Raw genomic sequence first — 19,379 nt, 5'->3', positions numbered from 1 at the left:
ATCAGGAAGAGTGTTTCTTCAGGCAATTGCTGTCCCGCAAATCGGGACACTCTGTGAGTCGAATCACGTTGAATTCCTTACGGTTGATGCAGTGATGCCTCGAAGCAGAGGCGTGAGATCGAAAGGTATGTCAATGAAGACCATCGGCGGCTCAGGCCTGCAGAGTGCAGACGTAACCATCGTCGGTTTCGGGCCCGTGGGGAAGCTGCTCGCGCTCCAGCTCGGACGCCGGGGGCACCGGGTGCTCGTCGTCGACCGCAAGGAAACGGGATATCCGCTTCCTCGCGCCGTGACGCATTGCTCGGATTTTGCGCGGATCCTGCAATCCGTGGGGCTCGCCCCCGACAGCATCCCTGACGTGACCCAGCCCTATGACGACATGTACATCTGGCGGAACGGTCAAGGGGAAACTCTTGTCGAGGTTGATTGGAGCGGGCGCGGGGAATCGGGTTGGTACAACACCTACTTCTTCAACCAGCCTGCGCTGGAGGACCGTCTTGACGCACTGGTCAAGGAACTGCCCACGGTCACCGTCCTCCGTGGTTGGGAAGCCGGGGACATATCCCAAGACAAGGACAGCATCCGCGTCAAACTGACCCGGACCAGCGACGGAGAACACGTTACCGCCTTGTCCGGCTGGCTTATCGGTGCCGACGGAGCCAACAGTGCGGTCCGCCAGCATGCCGGGATTGAATGGCATGACGAGGGTTTCTTTTACGACTGGCTCGTAGTTGACGTCAAGCCGGGACCTGGCCTCGATTTTCCCCACGTCGCCTCTCAGTTGTGCGATACCTCCCGCCCGGCGACGATGGTCCCCGGCGGGCCCGGGCGGCGCCGCTGGGAGTTCATGCGCCTCCCGGGGGAAACCCGGGAAGAACTCAACCGCACGGAGAAGGCGTGGGAACTGCTGGCCCCTTACGGCGTCACAGCGGAGAACGCGAAGCTCGAACGGCACTCGGTCTACACCTTCCAGGCATGCTGGGCAACCGAGTGGCGCCGGGGGCGAATTCTCCTTGCCGGCGACGCGGCCCACCTCATGCCCCCGTTCGCCGGTCAGGGGCTGGGAGCTGGCGTCCGCGACGCCATGAATCTGGCCTGGAAGCTGGCTGCAGTCGTCGACGGCCTCGCTGATGACTCTTTGCTGGACACATACGGCCCGGAGCGTTCCCAGCATGCCACCGCCTTCGTGAAGTTCTCAATAAGTCTTGGTCAGGTCATCTGCCTCACCGAGCCGGGGGAAGCAGCGGCACGAGACGGGCGCATGATCGCTGAATGGGGAACCACCCGGAAAGCACCGGCCCCTCCCCGCCCCGGGCTAGGTCTTGGCCTGCACACCGGCCCGCACGGTGGAGAACTCGCCATTCAGGGGCGGGTGGCCGGGCCCGGCAAGACGACCATGCTGTTGGATGACCTGCTGGGCGGCCCAGGCGTACTTCTCACAAAGCGCAGCTCCATGCTCACGGGCATCTCCTTGGAAGACCAGAGGCGCCTCGGGCTCATCGGGATCCGCCTGGCCAGCTTCGAAAAGGACAGCGTTGTCTCTGACGGCGTGGAGATCATCAATGACATCGATGGAACGTACCACCAATGGCTGGACACCCTCAGCACACCCGAGTCCCCCGTCGACGTCGTACTGATCAGGCCGGACTTCCATCTGTACGGGACAGCCACCGGCGTTAGAACCAAGGAGCTCACCTCGGGCTTCCTGGCAGGACTTCGCTCCCGGCATCTCGCAACCGCCTCTAAGGTGTGATTGATGCACCGCGTACTGGACTGGAGCGCTCTGCCCGGTATGGGGGTGGAAATTCGCCAAGACGGGTTCAGCGTCTGCCGTGGCCTTGTTGATGCTGTCACTCCAAACGGTGACATCCTTTGGGTCCAGCAACACAGCGGCGGCAGACGGCTCTACGACAACGCCTCACGCTACGAAGCGTGGACCGTGGAAGACCGGCCAGGCTTGGTATATAGGACCTCTACGAGCGGTACAGCAATTTCGCTCGGAACTTACCCGCCTCGCCCTTGACTGCGGCGGGGCAGAATGACGGCCGTCCGGGCCGTCGGAAATCGCAACGGCAACTGCCCCGCCGCTATCAGGAATAGTGTGACGGCGTCCTACAGCGGGCTTACCTGCACTCTGGCTGCCCCCGGTTGGGGCGTGCCTCACTGGACGAACTGCCTGTCGCCGGCGAATGTCGCGGCAATGAAGTCGTGTTAGGCATTGACCTGGTCCTTCCAGAAACGCCACCCTCTGCCGCGACTCGTACCAGAGGGCAACGATGTTAGGGAGCTGGCGGCGATCGGATGTGTGCCAGTGGCCGGTGACCAGCACCAGCCGGCGAGTTCGCGGGCGATAGCGACGTTGGCGATGACTGGACGCTTGCGGCGGTCGAGGTAGCTGATCCAGCGCTCGTGCAGGCGCCGGTTCCCGGCGTGACCCCGGGTTCGTGCCTCTGAGGTGGCTTCTTCCCAGCGGGACCGTATCAGCCGGGACGGGTTGTTGTAGGGTCGGCGGTGGTGCCAGGCGGCCTCGACAAGCAGCCGCCGGGCGTGGCCATTGCCGATTTTGGGGATGGAGCCCAATGACCGGGACGCGCCGGAGGCATGCTCTGCCGTGACCAGGCCCCGATAAGCGCCGATCCTGGAGCCTGTAAAGCGGTCCCAGTCACCGATCTCCACGGCCAGGCCAAAGGCGGTCAGCGTCGAGATGCCGCGCAGGCACGGCAGCGCACGGACCACGGTTATGTATTCACTGCTGCATACCATCCCTGTGATCGCTTCGTCGACGCGGTCACGGCGGTCCGAGATCTCATGCATCGCCTCAAGGGAAGAGTCGTAGGTCAGCTGCCGGTCCGGGGTATCGAAGCGCTGGCGGACCAGCCAGAGCTCATGGGCGCCAGTCCAGGCCCCTTCAGAAGGACCAGCCCCGGGGGCACTCACACGAACTGCCGCCTCCTGCTACATATCTCTAGACCAGCCAAAAACTCGAAATCCGATCGAGACCGTAGCCGCGAATCACGAAGGGCCGGGAGACCAAAATGAAAAAGCAGCCAGCCTGCAGGCCTATAGGTCTGGCGGGCCAGCTCAAAGGTTCCTATTCTTAAGAGAAGTTTAACGTTTCAGGAGTGGCCGTGGCTGAACCAAGCACCATCGCCCTGCGTGCTTTTGTCGCAGTGGCGGAGCACCTGCATTTCACGCGTGCGGCGCAGTCACTTCACATGACGACTCCTGCGTTGAGTCAGCAGGTCCATCGATTGGAGTCTCTACTCGGGGCGCCGCTCTTCGTCAGGTCTTCCCGACGCGTTGAACTCAGCGTGCAGGGAACTGAACTGTTGCCCCTGGCCAAAGAGGCTATTGACGCAGTCGACCGAATTCAGTACTGGTCCAACAAGCGCCTGGAAAAAGTACTCAGCGTAGGCTTTGTGCACGTGGGAGCACCGGACAGGCTGGCCGGCATCTTCACGGAGGTGCCCGAGCGTTTGGATGGCGCCCGCTTGGAGTTCCGTCATATCGACCGGGACACCATCCTTGGCGCGTTGCGTGACGGCAGCATCGACGTCGCCTTCAGCTGGGGCCCCAACTGGTTCGACGGAGTGACCACAAGGACCCTCTCAACGGCTCCCCGCGCAGTCCTCTTCAGCGCAGACACATCTCGTGATCTCATTCAGTCAAGCCACGACCAAATTTCCATAACTCAGCTGAGCAGTAAGCCGTTCCTCGTCCCGGCGTCCGCGGACGAGCGGTACACCAGTTGGGCGTTGGCGGATCCTCGTCCGGATGGCAGCCGACCTAAGCGCGGACCCCGTGTGCACAATCTGGACGAGGCATTGGCGATGGTGGTCACCGGATTAGGTGTCTGCCTCGTCCCTGAACCTGTGGCTCAGGCCATTCAACACCCTGGGGTGTTCTGGGCAACGGTGAATGACATTCCTGCGGTGACATTTAACGTATGCACCTGGCAACGCCCCACATCCTCACTGGGGGAACGCTTTGCCAGGCTAGTAAGCGCAGAATTCGCCCAAGACAGTACCGAACCCGATGCCGTAGGTGAGGGCTTACCGCGTCCAGCTGCACCCTAGCCAACAGCCGCTTAAGCTCCTACTCCAGGGCAACATGGCATGCTCCCGGTAAGCAGTCAAGAACTATTAACACGTAGTTAACGATCGCCGCCGATTTCGACATGGACGAAAAGTAACTGGTGTCACATGCTTTAGGTAGACCAGAATTCCTGAAGGGCTCTGGGACCACCTAGGTAAGGATCAAAGATGATCAACTTTTGGCTTGCTTCCCGTCCAAAGCCGGGTGCAGACCGCGACATGTTCGACTTTGAGTGGGGCGTAATTCATGTCGCCCTCATGCTGACAACCCCGAGCGTGATGGCGGGTTTCGCAAAATACTCCCAACATCGTGCCGTCGACAATGTACCGGATAGCTGTTTCCCTTATGGGCGGCATGAAAAGGGCTGGTATTCGATTGCGAACCATGTCATGCCGGATGTTCATGCTTTGGAAGCGATTTTCGGAGGAGAGGACTACCCTCGCCGGATGCAGCCGCACTCGTTTGGTGACAAGGAGTTCGTTATCGAACTCACCTCCGTGGTCACCGACCACTCATTTGGTCCCGGAATGAAGCCGGGCCATGGGGTGAAGGTCGTCAATTTCGTCGCCCCGGCAGAGGGCGTGGATCGTGACACGTTCGAGCATGTGGGACGCGGTGAGTACTCGGCGCGTATCGCTGAACTTGCCGGCGAGGGCGAAGACCTCCGCCGCTACGTGCAAAACACTCAGCTGCCCCTGGACGCAGCGATGTTCAAAGGCACCCTGTTTGAAGCGGGTGGTGTGCAGACCTACTCCGGAATCGAAGAGCTTTGGTTTCCCGACCGGGAGGCAGCACGCCGCTTCAGGGAGCGCCGGGAGGCTGACCAGAAGTGCAGGGAACTCGAAAGCAGCATTATTGATGCGGGGCGCAGTTTCTCTATGACGGTGGTAGAGCGAGTGGTGTGGGATTACACCGGCCCGGATGCTCTCCCGCGCCCAGCGGTGGAGACGCCCGGCAGTGTCGAGGCGGGAACGCTCGCCACGGAGCGCAATTGGGGGCAGTGGAATACAGAGATCCCTGCCAAGGATGGAGTACTGACATGACAGAAACGACTACGGCACGCACAGGCCCGGCTTGTTCAGCGGAGGAACAAGCCCAAACAGACGCACGCCTCGGGCGCACCTACCGCCCGGGCAGGGCGCCCTCCCAGCCTCTGCCCGGCGCGGAGCCTCACCCGGGTTTCGGCTACCGGCGGGAGGAACACGGCAACATGCTTATCGAACGTGACGTTGCCATTCCAACCCGGAGAGGGACCGTCTACGCTGATGTATTCCGGCCGCGCAACGCAACCCAGGTTCCGGTCATCGTGGGCTACGCACCTTTCGGTAAGCACCCCCACCTCGACATCGAAACGCTCTGGGCCGGGTCCGGCATCCCGTTCGAGACGCTTTCGGATTTTGTGCCCTGGGAACAGTTCGACCCCGTTCCCTGGACGGAATGGGGCTATGCCATCGCCATCGTCGATGGCGTGGGCAACTGGTACTCCGAGGGGGACGCGACCTACTTCACGCCTGAAGAGGCTTGGGCCGGTCATGACATTGTCGAGTGGCTCGCCCAGTGCGACTGGTCAACGGGCAAGGTGGGCTGGGGCGGAGTATCGTACTTCGCCATGACGGCCTGGTCTGTCGCGGCAACAAAGCCGCCCCACCTGGCTGCTATCCTGCCCTGGGATGCTGCCAGTGACTGTTACCGCGAGGCCTTCCTGCACGCTGGCATCCCTTCTTTTCCTTTCATCCACGGCTGGATGCAGCTCACCGGCACCGGCCAGCAACGCGTCGAGGACATGGAAGCAGGGATGCGCGACCACCCAACCTTCGATGAGTACTGGCAGTGCCGGGTCGCGGACTGGAAAGCAGTGGACGTACCCACGTACGCCGTGACCGAATTCCCCAACAACCTTCACCTGCGGGGAACAGTCGAGGCTTGGAGAGGCATTAGTTCTCCGGACAAGTTCCTCGAGATACGCGGGGATAAGGAATGGGAGGGCTTTTACCAGCCCGAGTCCGTCCAGCGCCAAAAGGAGTTCTTCGACCGCTACCTCAAAGACGTCGACAACTGCGTCAGCGAGTGGCCTCGGGTCCGCATCGGCGTGCGCACCCGCGAGGACCAGTGGACCTTCCGGGACGAAACCGATTGGCCCCTGCCCGACGTCACGTACGAGACATTGTGGCTGGACGCGGACGCAAGGGCACTAAACACCCAACGACCCGAAATGCCCGCGGCCGTATCGTATCCGTCAACTGACGACAACGGAGCCGCTACATTCGATATCCGCTTCGACGAGCGCGTTGAGATGACCGGCAACGCCAAGCTCAGGCTTTGGATTTCGACTGACCTCAGCAATGACGCCGACCTTTTCGTTGGAGTCGAGAAACTCGATCAGGACGGGAAACGGGTACCCTTCACGTTCTCCCAAATGTATGACGACGGGCCGATGGGCTTCGGCTGGCTGCGGGCCTCCCATCGCGCACTGGATGAGGAGCGGTCCACGCCGGAGCGCCCCTGGCACTCGCACGCCCGGCGGGACTGGCTTGTCCACGGCAAACCGGTGCCCGTGGACATCGAGATCTGGCCCAACAGCGTCCTTTTCGAACCCGGCGAGAGCCTCCGCGTCATCGTCAAGGGAACGCCCGTACAACGCTACAGCGGACGGTTCGAAATCGTCTTCGCGCCCCTGCACAACGCCGGCAACCACACGATCCACACCGGCGGAGAGTTCGACAGCCACCTCTACCTCCCCGTCATCAAACGCTGAACGGCCTTTGACTCACCTCCTGGAGGGCGGATATCGTCCGCCCTCTAGGAATACATACAGAAACATTTGACCGTGTTCCTCGCCAACAGGCCGCGGGTCATCACCCCACAACTCCCAAATTCTGGTCCACGGCGACAACTCGCCGACTCGCAGACCTTTGGCGTGCCCTTCGAACGGAAACAAGTCAAGGTAACCCGCCTAATTCCCGGGGCAGCAACCCGAGCGAACCGGCCCCCTCGCGGATCTGGTCATCACCAGGATCGGTAGGTCGACGATTCACCCTGTCCGACCAGGGCCACGGGACGCAACGTCGCCCTTACAGCTTCTTTTCAGCCGTCTCAGGAGCGCTTTCCCAATATCAGAGAACCAACCGAAGTGTCACACCCACCCAAAACTATCTTGCAAATCAAAGGAGATTTGATGACTACCATGACCTTGACCCGCAGGGCAGGCATTCCTGCGCTGGTAGGAATTGTTGCCCTCGGGGCTATTTTGTCCGGCTGCGCGGCCGTAGCTCCAGCGGGACAATCGCCGTCAGCGATTGAAACGGCCGCCGAAGGGCAATGTGGAAGCGTCCCGTCAACGCCGCTGAATGATCCGGAAGGGCTCATGTCAGGCATGGACGCTGCCGCCAAGGCGGCGTACACAGGATTCTCGGGGGTCCTCAAACCCAGTTTTTGGAGCAAGTGGAAGCCAGCCACGCCTCCGCCCTATGACGTCGCCATCGTTTACTCGACAGAAACTGTGCCCTACCAGGCAACGCTACTGAAGACTGTGAAGGAAGCGCTTGAGAAGAGCCCGCTCATTGGGAAAGTCACCGTGTCCTTCGCCGAGAACAGCCTTCCGACACAGCTGCAGCAGTTCCAAGCGGCTATCCAGGCCTCCCCGGACCTCATCCTCTATCAGCCGCTGGCGCCTGATCCTTTCGTGCCGCTCAGCGAGCAGGCAGCGGCGGCAGGCATTCCTTCCCTCACCATGCAGTCGGTCGTTCCGTCCGACAAGGTTATAAATGTTTCCCCTAATTCCTTTCTTCTTGGAGCCAGGCCAACAGCCGAAGTCGCAAAATTGATGGGGGGCAAGGGGACGATGCTGGGGGTTCGCGGTGTCAAGGGCGTCTCGATCGAAACGGAGACCTTTGAAGGAATCAAGAAGGTCCTCGAACTGTGCCCTGGGATCACTTTGGATGACTCTGTAGTCGGCGCCTATAACCCGACAACCGCAAAGACGGAAGTACTCAAGTGGCTGAGTACCCACCAGACCGACCTGGGCGGTGTCGTCCAGGCGTCCATCATGGGCAACGGAGTCATCAGCGCCTTTGAGCAGTCAGGCCGGCCGATGCCGCCCATGGCCGATGCCGCGGCGAGTGAAGGAAGCCTCGCATACTGGGAGAAGAACGCCCCCGAAGGCTATAAGGGTGCTGCAACCGGGCAGGGTCCTCAAGCCATGGGCAGTGTAATCGCTGATGTTGCCCTTCGGGTTTTGAATGGTGACGGTATTAAGGTGAACACTGTCCTGCTTGAGCCGGCGCTGATCACAGACCAGAATCTGGCTGACTGGGCTGTCCGTGGAGCCGAAGTTTCGTCGGGCAAGTCCGCGGAGCCGCCGGCCGGTACCTTTCCGCCTGCGGGCTTCATTGACCAATTTTTTGCGAAGTGACCGCGATGATGCTCGTAGACCCAGACAGCGACGGCAGCATGAGTTCGCAACTGGGGGGCAACGGATCCACCGCCGTGAAATCGGTGACCCCGGTACTCCGCGTTGAGCAGGTCTCCAAATCCTACGGCCAGACCCGTGCCTTGACAGCTTGTGATGTGGAACTGTTTCCCGGCGAGATCCTCGCCGTCATGGGCGAAAACGGCTCGGGGAAAAGTACACTCGTGAAAATCCTGACCGGGGTGCAAAATCCCGACGATGGAACGCTCTCAATGGACGGCGAGCGGCTGCGCCCTTTCTCCAACCCGGTGGACGGGATAAATGCAGGCATCGTCGCAGTTTTCCAAGAGGTACCCATCATCGAAAACCAAACCGTACTGGACAACATATGGGTTGGTTATGACGGAGTGTTCAGAAATAGGCTTCGAAAGGCTGAGAAGCGTCAAATTGCAGATACGGTGCTGGAGGAACTCTTGGGCCGACAGGTGGACCTTGACCAGCGCACTGAATCACTGTCGTTGTCCGATCAGCAGGCCTGTTGCATTGCCCGCGCCCTCGTCAAGAAACCGAGAATACTCATTCTCGATGAATCGACATCAGCACTTGATATCGCCACACGGGATCGTCTCTTCAAAACCTGCAGCCAGCTAACCGGCCAGGGCACAAGCATCATCTTCATCTCACATCGCATGGATGAAGTAACGGCCATCGCTGACCGGGTCACAGTGCTGAGGTCGGGCAGAACGGTCGGCCACTTCGCCCGCGTCGAAGTAACCCCCGAAGTCCTTGTCAGTTCAATGACCGGAAAGACGTTGTCCAAGACCGAAGAATCGGTTGACGTACGAACGGCAGGACGGGATGACAAAGTCCAGCTGGAGACGCAGGAACTCAAGCTGTCGGCATCGTCAAAAGGCATCAATTTCCGTTTGCGGAAGGGCGAGGTCGTCGCACTGGCGGGGCTCGAAGGCCACGGCCAAGACCACTTCCTCAGGGCCCTATGGGCCTTGGAACCTGTGGCCGGCGAGGTCGTCGCTTACACCAAGACTCAGGCCCAGAAGATCACTTCGCCCGCAGATGCCGTGAAGGCCTCCATTGTTTACGTTCCTCGAGACCGCCGGACGGAGGGTATCTTTGCCAATCAAGCCATTGGAGACAACTTCTCTATAGCAACGCTGTCGCACGACGTGCAGTTTGGTGTAGTAAAGCCGTCTCGGTCCCTAGGGCGATTGAAAGCCTTCAAAGAGACGCTAAAGATCAAAATGAGCAGCGACCGAAACCCCATAACAACACTCAGCGGAGGCAACCAGCAAAAAGTTGTCCTTGCCCGCTGGCTGGCTGCGGAACCGGACATAGTTCTCCTCAACGACCCGACCAGAGGAGTGGACCTCGGCGCAAAACGCGACATTTACGCTCTCATGAGGCTAATGACTCAGCAAGGCGTGTCATTCATTGTTCTTTCCACAGAAGTGGATGAAATCCTGGAAATTGCAGATCGCACCCTGGTTTTCCGGGAAAATAATGTCTTCGTAGAACTTGATCGGACGAGGACCACCAGAGAGAAACTGGTTTCGAGTTTCTTCGGACATGAGGATTCCCAGTGACAAGGACCAATAAAATATCGAGGTTATGGCAACGCCCCTACGCCATTGCCGCGATGCTGACAATAGCTCTGCTTGCAGCTAATCTCATCGTCAATCCCGCTGCGTTCTCGCCCCAATACATGCCGCAGACCATTGCTGCATTCGCACCCTTTGCACTGGCTGCCATGGCGTCAACACCTGCGATTCTCGGAGGTGGAGGCGGCATAGACATATCCGTGGGCCCAGTCATGTCGCTTGTCAACATCGTCATCGTCACTCTACTGCTGCCAAGCCAATTGCTGGACGGACCAGTTATGGGAATTACTGCCGCGCTGGTTCTCGGCCTTGGAATAGGGGCGCTGAACGGTGTCCTGGTCGCAGTGCTCAGGTATCAGCCCATCATAGCTACCCTTTGCGCCATGCTGATCCTCATCGGTGTCAATATTCGGCTCGCCCCTTCTCCCATGCAGGCCGGTGACAACTGGACAGACGCCGTCAACAGCTCCTGGGGCCCTGTCCCTGTCGCGGCAGTCCTCATTCTTGCTCCTCTTGCGCTTTGGGCGCTCCTGGGCAAGACGGCCTGGATGACAAACCTCTACTCGGTGGGCGGAAGCGACACCGCAGCCTTCACCTCTGGCGTGAATGTCACGGCCGTGCGGGTCGTTGCATACGCGACGGGCGGGCTCTTCGCGGGAATCGGAGGCATAGCGCTGACGGGAATCCTACGCTCGGGCGACAGTACCGTGGGCATGCAGTACACGCTGATCGCAATCACCGCCGTCGTACTAGGCGGGACTTCCATGACCGGCGGCCGAGGGGGCATGGGAGGTTCCCTCGCGGCGGCAGCGGCCATTTTCCTGTTCCAGATACTGCTCTCCGCCATGCGCGTGCCAACGCCCTGGCTGAACCTAACATACGGAGCAATGCTAATTGGAGCCATCATCGTGACAGTCCGGACCTCAACGGCTAACAAAACCAAAGGAAAAGTGGCATGAGCTCCCCCACCAACGCCGTCTCAACGGACAATCCACGGGCGAAAACCGGAAGGATCCGTGACGTTCTTACCCGGGGCAACGGCCGCGTGCCGATGCTGCAACTCGTTATGCTCGCGACGCTGATAATCCTGGGTGCTTCGCTCATACCCGGGTTTACCCGCTTGAACAGCGTCTACTCCATGCTGATAATCGCAAGTTTTCTTGGACTTGCAGCACTGGGACAAACGCTTGTCGTTCTTTTGGGGGGCCTTGACCTATCAGTGCCAGCGTTCATTGTGCTGAGCGCAATGTTAACATCCGAACTGTACGGTACCTATGGCTGGCCCTTCCCTGCCATTGCAGCACTCATAGTGCTCGTATCCCTTGTGGTCGGCGGAACCAGTGGCTATCTTTCCCACAAGTATCGCGTCCAACCACTCATAGTAACTCTGGGAGTTGGAACAGTAGTGACCGGGGCGACTCTTATTTGGATCGGCGGCAAACAGCCAGGCTCCGCGCCCGCCTTTCTTTCAAATTTTGTATCCCCCGTCGGCACAACCTTTGGTCTCAAAATACCCCCGGCTGTGGTGCTCTGGTGCCTACTTGCAGTGGGCATCGGATTTATTCTGCGGCACACAAAGTTCGGGAAATCTGTCTACGCAACAGGATCGAGTATCCGTGCAGCAGAATTGGCCCTCGTCCCCACCCGCAGGATCTGGGTATCAGCATTCTCCCTCAGCGCCCTTTCCGCCGCCGTCGTAGGCGCCTTACTGGCAGGCTTCAGCGGAAGCGCGGATCTCACAATGGGTGACCCCTACCTGTTCCAGAGCCTAACTGCGGTCATAGTCGGAGGTACAGCCTTTGGCGCCCGGGGAGACTACTGGCATACCTTCATCGGCGCGTTGCTTCTAACGGTACTGTCGACCACTCTCATTGGGGTGGGATTTTCCAGTTCAGATCAGACGATCATCTACGGGATCCTGATTCTCGTCGTAGTCGCTGGGTACAGCAGGGACCGGGCCCTCCGTGACCGGGTTTAATCGGCAAGATTTGATATCAATCGCAACCTGGTTCCTGATGGGTACACCATGTGGACAGAGGCGCCGCTAGTTGGGCCTCCGCCAAGCCGCCGGCCTCGGCGGACAACAGGCAAGCCTTTGTCCCAGCGCCTACAGGACGCGACGGGGAGGGCCCCAGTAGCCACCGCATAGCCAGCTCTCGTCGCCGCTTCGCAGGCCCATATTCGAAGCAACGAAATAACGAAAGATCAATCCCATGCTCAACCCAGTTCCAACTCAATTAGGTCCAGTCCAAGGCCGTGAAGATAGCGGCGTCCGCAGTTGGCTTGGCATCCCCTACGCCGCGCCGCCCTGGGGTCAGTACCGCTTTGCGCCGCCTCAGCCACCTACCCCATGGAACACTGTTCGTGATTCCTGCTCCTACGGGCCCCCGGCACCCCAGGGTTTGCAGCTGCCGGGCTCGGACATCGCACCGTCAAACGATCCCACACCAGACTGTCTGACCGTAAACATATGGGCCCCAACGCCAACGCCAGAGCCATTGCCGGTCATGGTATGGTTCCACGGCGGCGCTTACCTCGCAGGTGCAGGATCAGAAAAGGCGTACAACGGAACGTCGCTGGTCCGCGAAGGTGTCCTGGTGGTCACCGTGAACTACCGGATGGGTGTGGACGGGTTCGGACAGATCGACGGGGCCGTCTCCAACCGCGGGATCCTTGACCAGATCGCGGCACTCGAATGGGTGCGGGACAACATTGCCGCCTTCGGCGGTGATCCTACGAAGGTCACTATCTTCGGAGAATCCTCTGGAGCAGGGTGCGTTCTGGCCCTGCTCGCCATGCCACGCGCCCGCGGCCTGTTCCACCGTGCCATCGCCCAAAGTATTCCGCGAATGTTCCTCTCCCAACCGCTCGCGCACTCGGTCACCCGGGCCATCGCCGCCACAGCTGGCATAGAAGGAACAGTAGATGCAAGCTCCCTTGAGAAGTTGAGTCCTCAGGCTTTGGCCGACGCAACGCGGCTGGTCATGAGCACTATGAGAGACTGCGCAGACCTCTGGGGTCCCCTTGCCCACTCTCCCTCGCCCTTTGGGCCGATCGTGGATGGGGACACCCTGCCTGAGGACCCCTGGACGGCGCTGCGGGGTGGCGCCGCCCGTGATATTCCAATGATCACCGGCCACACCCGCGATGAATACCGTATATTCACCGCCCAGCAGAAGCGGTTTAAGATCACGCGCGAGGAAGCGGACACCGCTCTGCAGATTTTCGCACCAAACGGAGACGCCGACAGCTATCGCGTCATCATGCCGCAGGCAGAACCCGGGGAGGTATACGAGAAGGTCATCACCGACTACCTGTTCCTTGCCCCGACGATGCAGGCCGCCACCGCCGCCGCCGAGGCCGGGGGACACGTTTTCGTTTACGAACTGTGCATCGACCCGGTTGGGGGCATGGGTTCACCGCACGCCATCGACTTGCCCCTGACCTTCAACACTCTAGACACCGGAATGGGAGCGCTGATCCCGGAACCAACTGACTCAGTGATCGAATCGGGCGTCAGGATGCGCAGCGCGTGGACCCGCTTCGCCGCAACCGGAAACCCGGGATGGCCACAATGGGGACCAGACCAGTCGGTACAGATATGGGGCGGCGAGAATCCTGTGACGCGCTACCCCGAAGCCGAACGGCTTGAACTGTCCCTCAAAGACACTTGCGGCGCCCTCGAGCTATTGCAACACCACGAGCTGAGCCGGTGAACCGGCCCTTAGTTTCTAAACCTGGTTAGGTACTGCTGCCTCGGGGAAAGGGAAGCCCTCCAAACCAAAATCCGGGAGCCGGCCTTCCATATCGAGTAGCCCTGCTTGGCTACCTAAGCGCCCAAAATAGACAAGGAAAAGTAAACAATGAAGCTCCTCTGCAAGACAGACGATGCGCTCGTTACCGCGGTTGAGCTGGCTGGTCACCCTGCGCGGGCTGCAGTCGGTAACCTGAGCTCACGGCTCGGCCAATCATGACGAACGGGTCAGGCCTGGCAGTATCATCACCACCGGCCCATGTATACAAAAGAGCCCGGCTGAAGTCCGCCGGCCACGTCATCGTAGACTCTCTGGTTGCACACGGCATCAAGCGGACGCACGTTGTCCCTGGTGAAAGCTTTTTGGATGTCCTTGACGGGCTCCGTGATTCTGAGATCGAAACGATCATCTGTCGCCACGAGGGTGGTGCTACCTATATGGCCGAGGCTGACGGCAAGATGAACCAGGTACCCGGTATTGCTATGGTCACTCGCGGTCCTGGAGCGGCCAATGCCCACGTAGGACTGCACACTTCGTGGCAGGATTCCACCCCCATGGTCCTGTTCGTGGGGCTGATTCCTTTCGCCCACCGGGACCGCGAGGCGTTTCAGGAATTCGACATTAAGGCCTGGTTTGACACCGGCGCCAAGCGCGTCATGGTTCTGGATCATGCAGAGCGGGCCTCAGAGATCGTTGCGGAAGCGTTGTTCGCAGCAATGAGCGGGCGGCCCGGCCCTGTCGTCGTCGGCCTGCCCGAAGACGTCATCCGCCAGCAGATCCCCGCCGAACTGCATCCGCCTATTCCCGTAGCTACCGGCGGAATGACAACAGCGGACTCCGCAGCACTGGCAGAGGCTTTAGCCGCTTCCCGCAAGCCCCTGTTCGTGACCGGTGGAAACGACTGGACCCAGGAAGGCGCCGACCAACTCACGCACTGGCTGGAGAAGCACCACATCCCCGCCGCAGCGGAATGGCGCACCGAAGGTACAGTCCCCTTCAGTTCACCTTCGTACGTCGGTCCCATCGGCTACGGCCGACCACGCTCGACCTATGACCTGCTCGAGGAGACTGACTTGCTGATCTTCGTGGGCACTGTCCCGGGCGATGTTATTACCGACGGCTTTCTTTGCAGGCAGGACTGGAAAAAGAAGAACTTTCTTGTCACCATCGACCCGTCCCTCCGCGGCCGGTCAGGCCCAGTTTCTTACCAAATCGTGGCTAAACCTGACGTGTTCGTCCGGGACCTGGCGAAGATTGACCTGCCAGTCAAGGACGAATGGAAGAAGTGGACGGCAAAAATGCGGGCCGAACAGGAAGCCTTCGCCGCCCTTCCCCCGGCGGCGCCCTCGGCCGGGCACGCAAGAATGGACACCCTGATGGCCAACCTCGTTCCTACGCTGCCTGTCGATGCAATGGTGACACTCGGGGCGGGCGAGCATACGAACTGGGCCCACCGATACTTCCCCACCCAGCGTTACGCATCCATGCTCAGCGCCCGCAACGGCTCCATGGGCTACTCCGTCCCCTCAGCCATCGCAGCGTCTCTGGAATATCCTGGCCGGCGGGTGGTCACCATCGCAGGTGACGGGGAATTCCTCATGAACGGCCAGGAACTTGCCACCGCAGCCCAGTACGGGGCTACTCCTCTAGTGGTTGTGATGGACAACCAGGAATACGGCACCATCCGCACCCACCAGGAACGCCACTACCCTGACCGGGTCTCCGGCACCCAATTGAAAAACCCGGAATTCGCCCTCATGGCCGATGCCTTTGGCGGCTTCGGCATCAAAGTTGAACGCGACGCCGACATCCCCGCAGCCGTCGAAGGGGCGCTTAAGGCCATCGATGAGGATCACGTGTTCGCGCTCATCCACCTAGTGGTGGAACAAAGGGTCAAAGCATACTAAGGCCCTGCGGCAGGAGTCCTGGTCCGTAGTGACGCCACCTTCGAACTTACCGCATTTCAACTGCTTTAGAACGGAAAACCCATGTCTGTCCCCGCGCTTTTCGAACTCGACTTGTTGGATGCTGTCCCCACCGGCCTGCTGATCAACGGCAAGTGGGTGGATGCGTCCGACGGCGGCACGTTCGACGTGCATGACCCGGCCACCGGGCAGGTCCTTGCCACCCTCGCCTCCGCAACGAGTGAGGACGCGATCGCGGCGCTGGACGCCGCCGACGCAGCCCAGGCCTCCTGGGCCCGCACCGCGCCCCGGGTACGGGCGGAGATCCTGCGCCGGGCCTTTGACCTGGTCACCGAACGCGCCGAGGACTTCGCGCTCCTGATGACCCTGGAGATGGGCAAGCCCCTGGCGGAGGCCCGCGGTGAAGTCACCTACGGCGCGGAGTTCCTGCGCTGGTTCTCCGAGGAAACCGTCCGCGACTATGGCCGCTACCTCACCACCCCCGAAGGCAAAAACAAGATCCTGGTCCAGCACAAACCCGTCGGTCCCTGCCTGCTCATCACCCCCTGGAACTTCCCGCTCGCCATGGCCACCCGCAAAGTCGCGCCGGCGGTCGCCGCCGGCTGCACGATGGTCCTTAAACCCGCCAAACTCACCCCACTCACGGCCCAGTACTTCGCCCAGACCATGCTCGACGCCGGCCTGCCCGCCGGAGTCCTGAACGTCGTCGCCTCCGCCTCCGGGATCTCCGGGCCGCTCCTCAAGGACTCCCGCCTCCGGAAGGTCTCCTTCACCGGCTCCACCCCCGTCGGCAAACGCCTCATGGCCGACGCCGCCCACAACGTCCTGCGCACCTCCATGGAACTCGGCGGGAACGCACCGTTCATCGTGTTCGAGGACGCTGACCTCGACAAAGCCGTCGAAGGGGCCATGGCCGCGAAAATGCGGAACATGGGCGAAGCCTGCACCGCCGCCAACCGGTTCCTGGTCCACGAAACCGTCGCCGCCGAATTCACGCGGAAGTTCGCCACGGCGATGGGCGCCCTGGCCACCGGGCGCGGCACCGAGGCGGCCACCCAGGTGGGACCGCTCATCGACGCCGACGCCCGCGACGACGTCCACGCACTGGTATCAGCGGCCGTCGAGGCGGGAGCAACCGCGGTCACCGGCGGGGCACCCGTGGACGGGCCCGGCTACTTCTACCAGCCCACCGTCCTGGCCAACGTCCCCAACGACGCCGCGATCCTGGGCCAGGAAATCTTTGGCCCCGTCGCCCCCATCACCACCTTCACCGCCGAGGAGGAAGCCATCCGGCTCGCCAACAACACCGAGTACGGTCTCGCGTCCTACCTCTACAGCAAGGACTTCAACAAACTCCTGCGCGTCGCCGAGCAGATCGAGTTCGGCATGGTCGGGTTCAACGCTGGCGTCATCTCCAACGCCGCAGCACCCTTCGGCGGCGTCAAACAATCAGGCCTCGGCCGCGAAGGCGGATCCGAAGGCATCGCCGAATACACCACCACCCAATACATCGGCATCACCGACCCCTGCACGAGCTAATGTGCGCTGCCTGCAATTTGCCGGGCGTCGGGCCGCTACGGCTGCCAACCTACAGTTAGTGTCCTGGCTCAGTCGTCCCGGAACTCGAAAACCCTGAATCGAGGCATCGGCAAACCTGTATAGCCCTTGTACCTCCCCGCCTGGGAACTGCAGGGCCGCCGCATAATCAATGCCCAGGATCAACTCCTTGCTAACAACGTCGCCCCTCAGTCCATCTCGATATTGCCTCATCATGACATGACGTTCTCGTAAGTAGCACGAAATATGGGGACCTCGGAAATGTTGAGTTCCGAATGACAAAGCACTTCACATACCCAGCGAAAGGACAGTTTGGTGTCAGAGCCGCAGCAGCGCGACCCCGCAGACGAAGAGCATCTTAGCGAGGGAGAGAAACACCATTTGTTGATCTGGACTAGTTTGGCGCGGGGCGACGTCGTGTCCCTTCAAGGGAACAACGCTCAAACTTATGGGGGGATCATTGAGTCCAAGACGAGCGACGGCCTCATCATCTGGATAAGAGACGAGCTAAACGATAGAAAACTGGTCCATGTCCGCGACTGTCGATCCGTCCACGTAATCCAGTGACTTTGGCATCTCTTCGTACTGAGGGTTGGCCAAATCGGAGCGGTGGCGCTGAATGAGGCATTTGCCGCGCAACCTCTTGCTTGCATACGGCGACTGGGCTTCGATCCCGAGACTGTTAAGAACGACGGCGGAGCTATCGCTTTCCCTTTGGGCGTTGACATCCCGCTGGCAGGCGCCCTCCTGCAAACCGTTCAGTGGGAACGCCATTTTCTTCGGCGCAGCTCCGCGGTGAGCAGACTCTTCTGGCCCTTGGCAAATGAGCCTGGTTAGGCCGGTCTGAGGAGATCGCCGCCGGGCTGCGGTTTGTCGGTTCGCCGTGGTGCCGTGGGAAAGACGTCAGGGCCTCTTTGAATTGGTAGCGACCGAGCAACCAAAACCAAAAGGAGACCCTGACATGACTAACCACATGCCTTGTTCCCATGGCCAGTAGTGCGCGCAGATGCGCTGTTCGGTGTCAAGGGCGTCCACGTCAACTCCGTCACGAGTACCGCGTCAGCCTGCTTCTGCACGTCGAGACCCGTGGTGATCTTGCTGGCTTCCCTGGCTGGGGTGTCGTTGTCGTGGGCCACCGACGCCGCCAGGCCCCAGCTCCACGACATTCCCCGTACGTCCAGCATGCGCGGCTGCTCTGGGCTATGCGTGTCTGGCGCCGGATGACAGGCGTGAATGCGCTCGGTGTCGATGAGTACGTCTGGTCCCAAACTGGCCCGCCTGGCACCGGAATGGTCACCGGGATCGTGGGCCATGCCCGCGACGAGAATGTCGTGCACGCCAGGTTGCTGGACCTCGTCCCGGGCGGGTCCGGGAGGGCCTACGCCGACTGGCTCAAAGACCGCGGAACCGGATTCACCGCCGGCATCAAAGCGGCAGCGCTGGATCCATTCCGCGGCTACGCCAACGCGATCCACGACGAACTGCCCTAAGCGACCAGCGTCCTTGACGCGTTCCACCTCGTGAAGCTTGGTTCAGCCAAGGTCGATTAAGTCCGGCGCCGGGTCCAGCAGAACACCCTCGGACGCGGAGGCCGAAAAGGGAGACCCGCTCTACGGGATCCGCAGGGCTCTGCAGATCGGAGCCGAACACCTCACCGAAAAACAGTAGGCCCGACTCGATGCCAATCTCACCGCCGGGATCTTGACCACAAAGTCACCCTGGCGTCGCAGTGCTGCCAGAAGCTCCGCAATATCGACGCCAGACCGGAACGGGGCAGGGAACTCGTCAGCGAAGTCATGGCCTCGTCCGCGACGTGGCCCGAAAAGACTGCAATCCTGGCCTACTTCGACACGAATGGTGCCTCCAACGGGCCCGCCGAAACGATCAACGGCGTTCATCGGAATAACCCGCCGCATCGCCCGCAGCTTCACCAACTCAGATGCGTACTCGCAGCAGGCGACGACCGAACCTACCGAATCAAACCGACCATGCCTAGATGTGAACGGCAACTTTTCTCGATTGG

The 19,379-nt window shown here is 60.7% G+C and carries 13 protein-coding genes and 1 pseudogene; 13 read left to right on the top strand and 1 reads right to left on the bottom strand.

Annotated elements, in window-relative coordinates; all coding sequences use genetic code 11:
• Window positions 1-133: 133 nt before the first annotated feature.
• Window positions 134-1,753, top strand: coding sequence for a bifunctional 3-(3-hydroxy-phenyl)propionate/3-hydroxycinnamic acid hydroxylase MhpA (gene mhpA, locus VXJ37_RS06890; RefSeq protein WP_331322306.1), 1,620 nt, complete (start codon window positions 134-136; stop codon window positions 1,751-1,753).
• A gap of 458 nt (window positions 1,754-2,211) precedes the next feature.
• Here mhpA and VXJ37_RS06885 read toward each other — a convergent pair.
• Window positions 2,212-2,904, bottom strand: a pseudogene (locus VXJ37_RS06885) (transposase); the annotation flags it as partial.
• Between the two features lie 224 nt (window positions 2,905-3,128).
• Between VXJ37_RS06885 and VXJ37_RS06880 the strand changes: the two are divergent.
• The 12 genes from VXJ37_RS06880 (at window position 3,129) to VXJ37_RS06825 (ending at window position 18,846) form a co-directional block, all read left to right on the top strand.
• Window positions 3,129-4,076 (top strand): LysR family transcriptional regulator, encoded by a 948-nt coding sequence (locus VXJ37_RS06880; protein WP_331322304.1) that lies wholly within the window; start codon window positions 3,129-3,131, stop codon window positions 4,074-4,076.
• Window positions 4,077-4,262: 186 nt separating this feature from the next.
• Window positions 4,263-5,138, top strand: coding sequence for an EthD domain-containing protein (locus VXJ37_RS06875; protein ID WP_331322303.1), 876 nt, complete (start codon window positions 4,263-4,265; stop codon window positions 5,136-5,138).
• A 167-nt stretch (window positions 5,139-5,305) separates the two neighbouring features.
• On the top strand, window positions 5,306-6,850 hold the full coding sequence (locus VXJ37_RS06870) for a CocE/NonD family hydrolase (protein WP_331322302.1): 1,545 nt from the start codon (window positions 5,306-5,308) through the stop codon (window positions 6,848-6,850).
• 429 nt (window positions 6,851-7,279) lie between these two features.
• On the top strand, window positions 7,280-8,506 hold the full coding sequence (locus VXJ37_RS06865) for a substrate-binding domain-containing protein (protein ID WP_331322301.1): 1,227 nt from the start codon (window positions 7,280-7,282) through the stop codon (window positions 8,504-8,506).
• A gap of 5 nt (window positions 8,507-8,511) precedes the next feature.
• Window positions 8,512-10,104, top strand: a complete 1,593-nt coding sequence (locus VXJ37_RS06860) for a sugar ABC transporter ATP-binding protein (RefSeq protein WP_331322487.1) — start codon at window positions 8,512-8,514, stop codon at window positions 10,102-10,104.
• Entirely contained in the window at window positions 10,101-11,078 is a 978-nt protein-coding gene (locus VXJ37_RS06855; RefSeq protein ID WP_331322300.1) for an ABC transporter permease, read from the top strand. Before VXJ37_RS06860 ends, VXJ37_RS06855 begins: the two co-directional genes overlap by 4 nt.
• Window positions 11,075-12,097 carry an ABC transporter permease gene (locus VXJ37_RS06850; protein ID WP_331322299.1) on the top strand — a complete coding sequence of 341 codons (1,023 nt, stop codon included), beginning with the start codon at window positions 11,075-11,077 and terminating at the stop codon, window positions 12,095-12,097. Before VXJ37_RS06855 ends, VXJ37_RS06850 begins: the two co-directional genes overlap by 4 nt.
• 235 nt (window positions 12,098-12,332) lie before the next feature.
• On the top strand, window positions 12,333-13,835 hold the full coding sequence (locus tag VXJ37_RS06845; RefSeq protein WP_331322298.1) for a carboxylesterase/lipase family protein: 1,503 nt from the start codon (window positions 12,333-12,335) through the stop codon (window positions 13,833-13,835).
• A 254-nt stretch (window positions 13,836-14,089) separates the two neighbouring features.
• The gene (locus VXJ37_RS06840; RefSeq protein WP_331322297.1) at window positions 14,090-15,781 is read left to right on the top strand and encodes a thiamine pyrophosphate-dependent enzyme; all 1,692 of its coding nucleotides are present in this window, start codon (window positions 14,090-14,092) and stop codon (window positions 15,779-15,781) included.
• Between the two features lie 81 nt (window positions 15,782-15,862).
• Window positions 15,863-17,338 (top strand): NAD-dependent succinate-semialdehyde dehydrogenase, encoded by a 1,476-nt coding sequence (locus VXJ37_RS06835; protein ID WP_331322296.1) that lies wholly within the window; start codon window positions 15,863-15,865, stop codon window positions 17,336-17,338.
• Between the two features lie 603 nt (window positions 17,339-17,941).
• Window positions 17,942-18,193 carry a hypothetical protein gene (locus VXJ37_RS06830; protein WP_440589781.1) on the top strand — a complete coding sequence of 84 codons (252 nt, stop codon included), beginning with the start codon at window positions 17,942-17,944 and terminating at the stop codon, window positions 18,191-18,193.
• Between the two features lie 383 nt (window positions 18,194-18,576).
• Window positions 18,577-18,846 carry a transposase gene (locus tag VXJ37_RS06825; protein ID WP_331322295.1) on the top strand — a complete coding sequence of 90 codons (270 nt, stop codon included), beginning with the start codon at window positions 18,577-18,579 and terminating at the stop codon, window positions 18,844-18,846.
• Window positions 18,847-19,379: the final 533 nt, after the last annotated feature.

The organism is Pseudarthrobacter phenanthrenivorans (assembly GCF_036455295.1).
GTDB classification, from domain to species: Bacteria; Actinomycetota; Actinomycetes; order Actinomycetales; family Micrococcaceae; genus Arthrobacter; species Arthrobacter phenanthrenivorans_C.
Note: the sequence above shows the minus strand (reverse complement) of the source record. Positions and strands in the feature narration are given on the sequence as shown.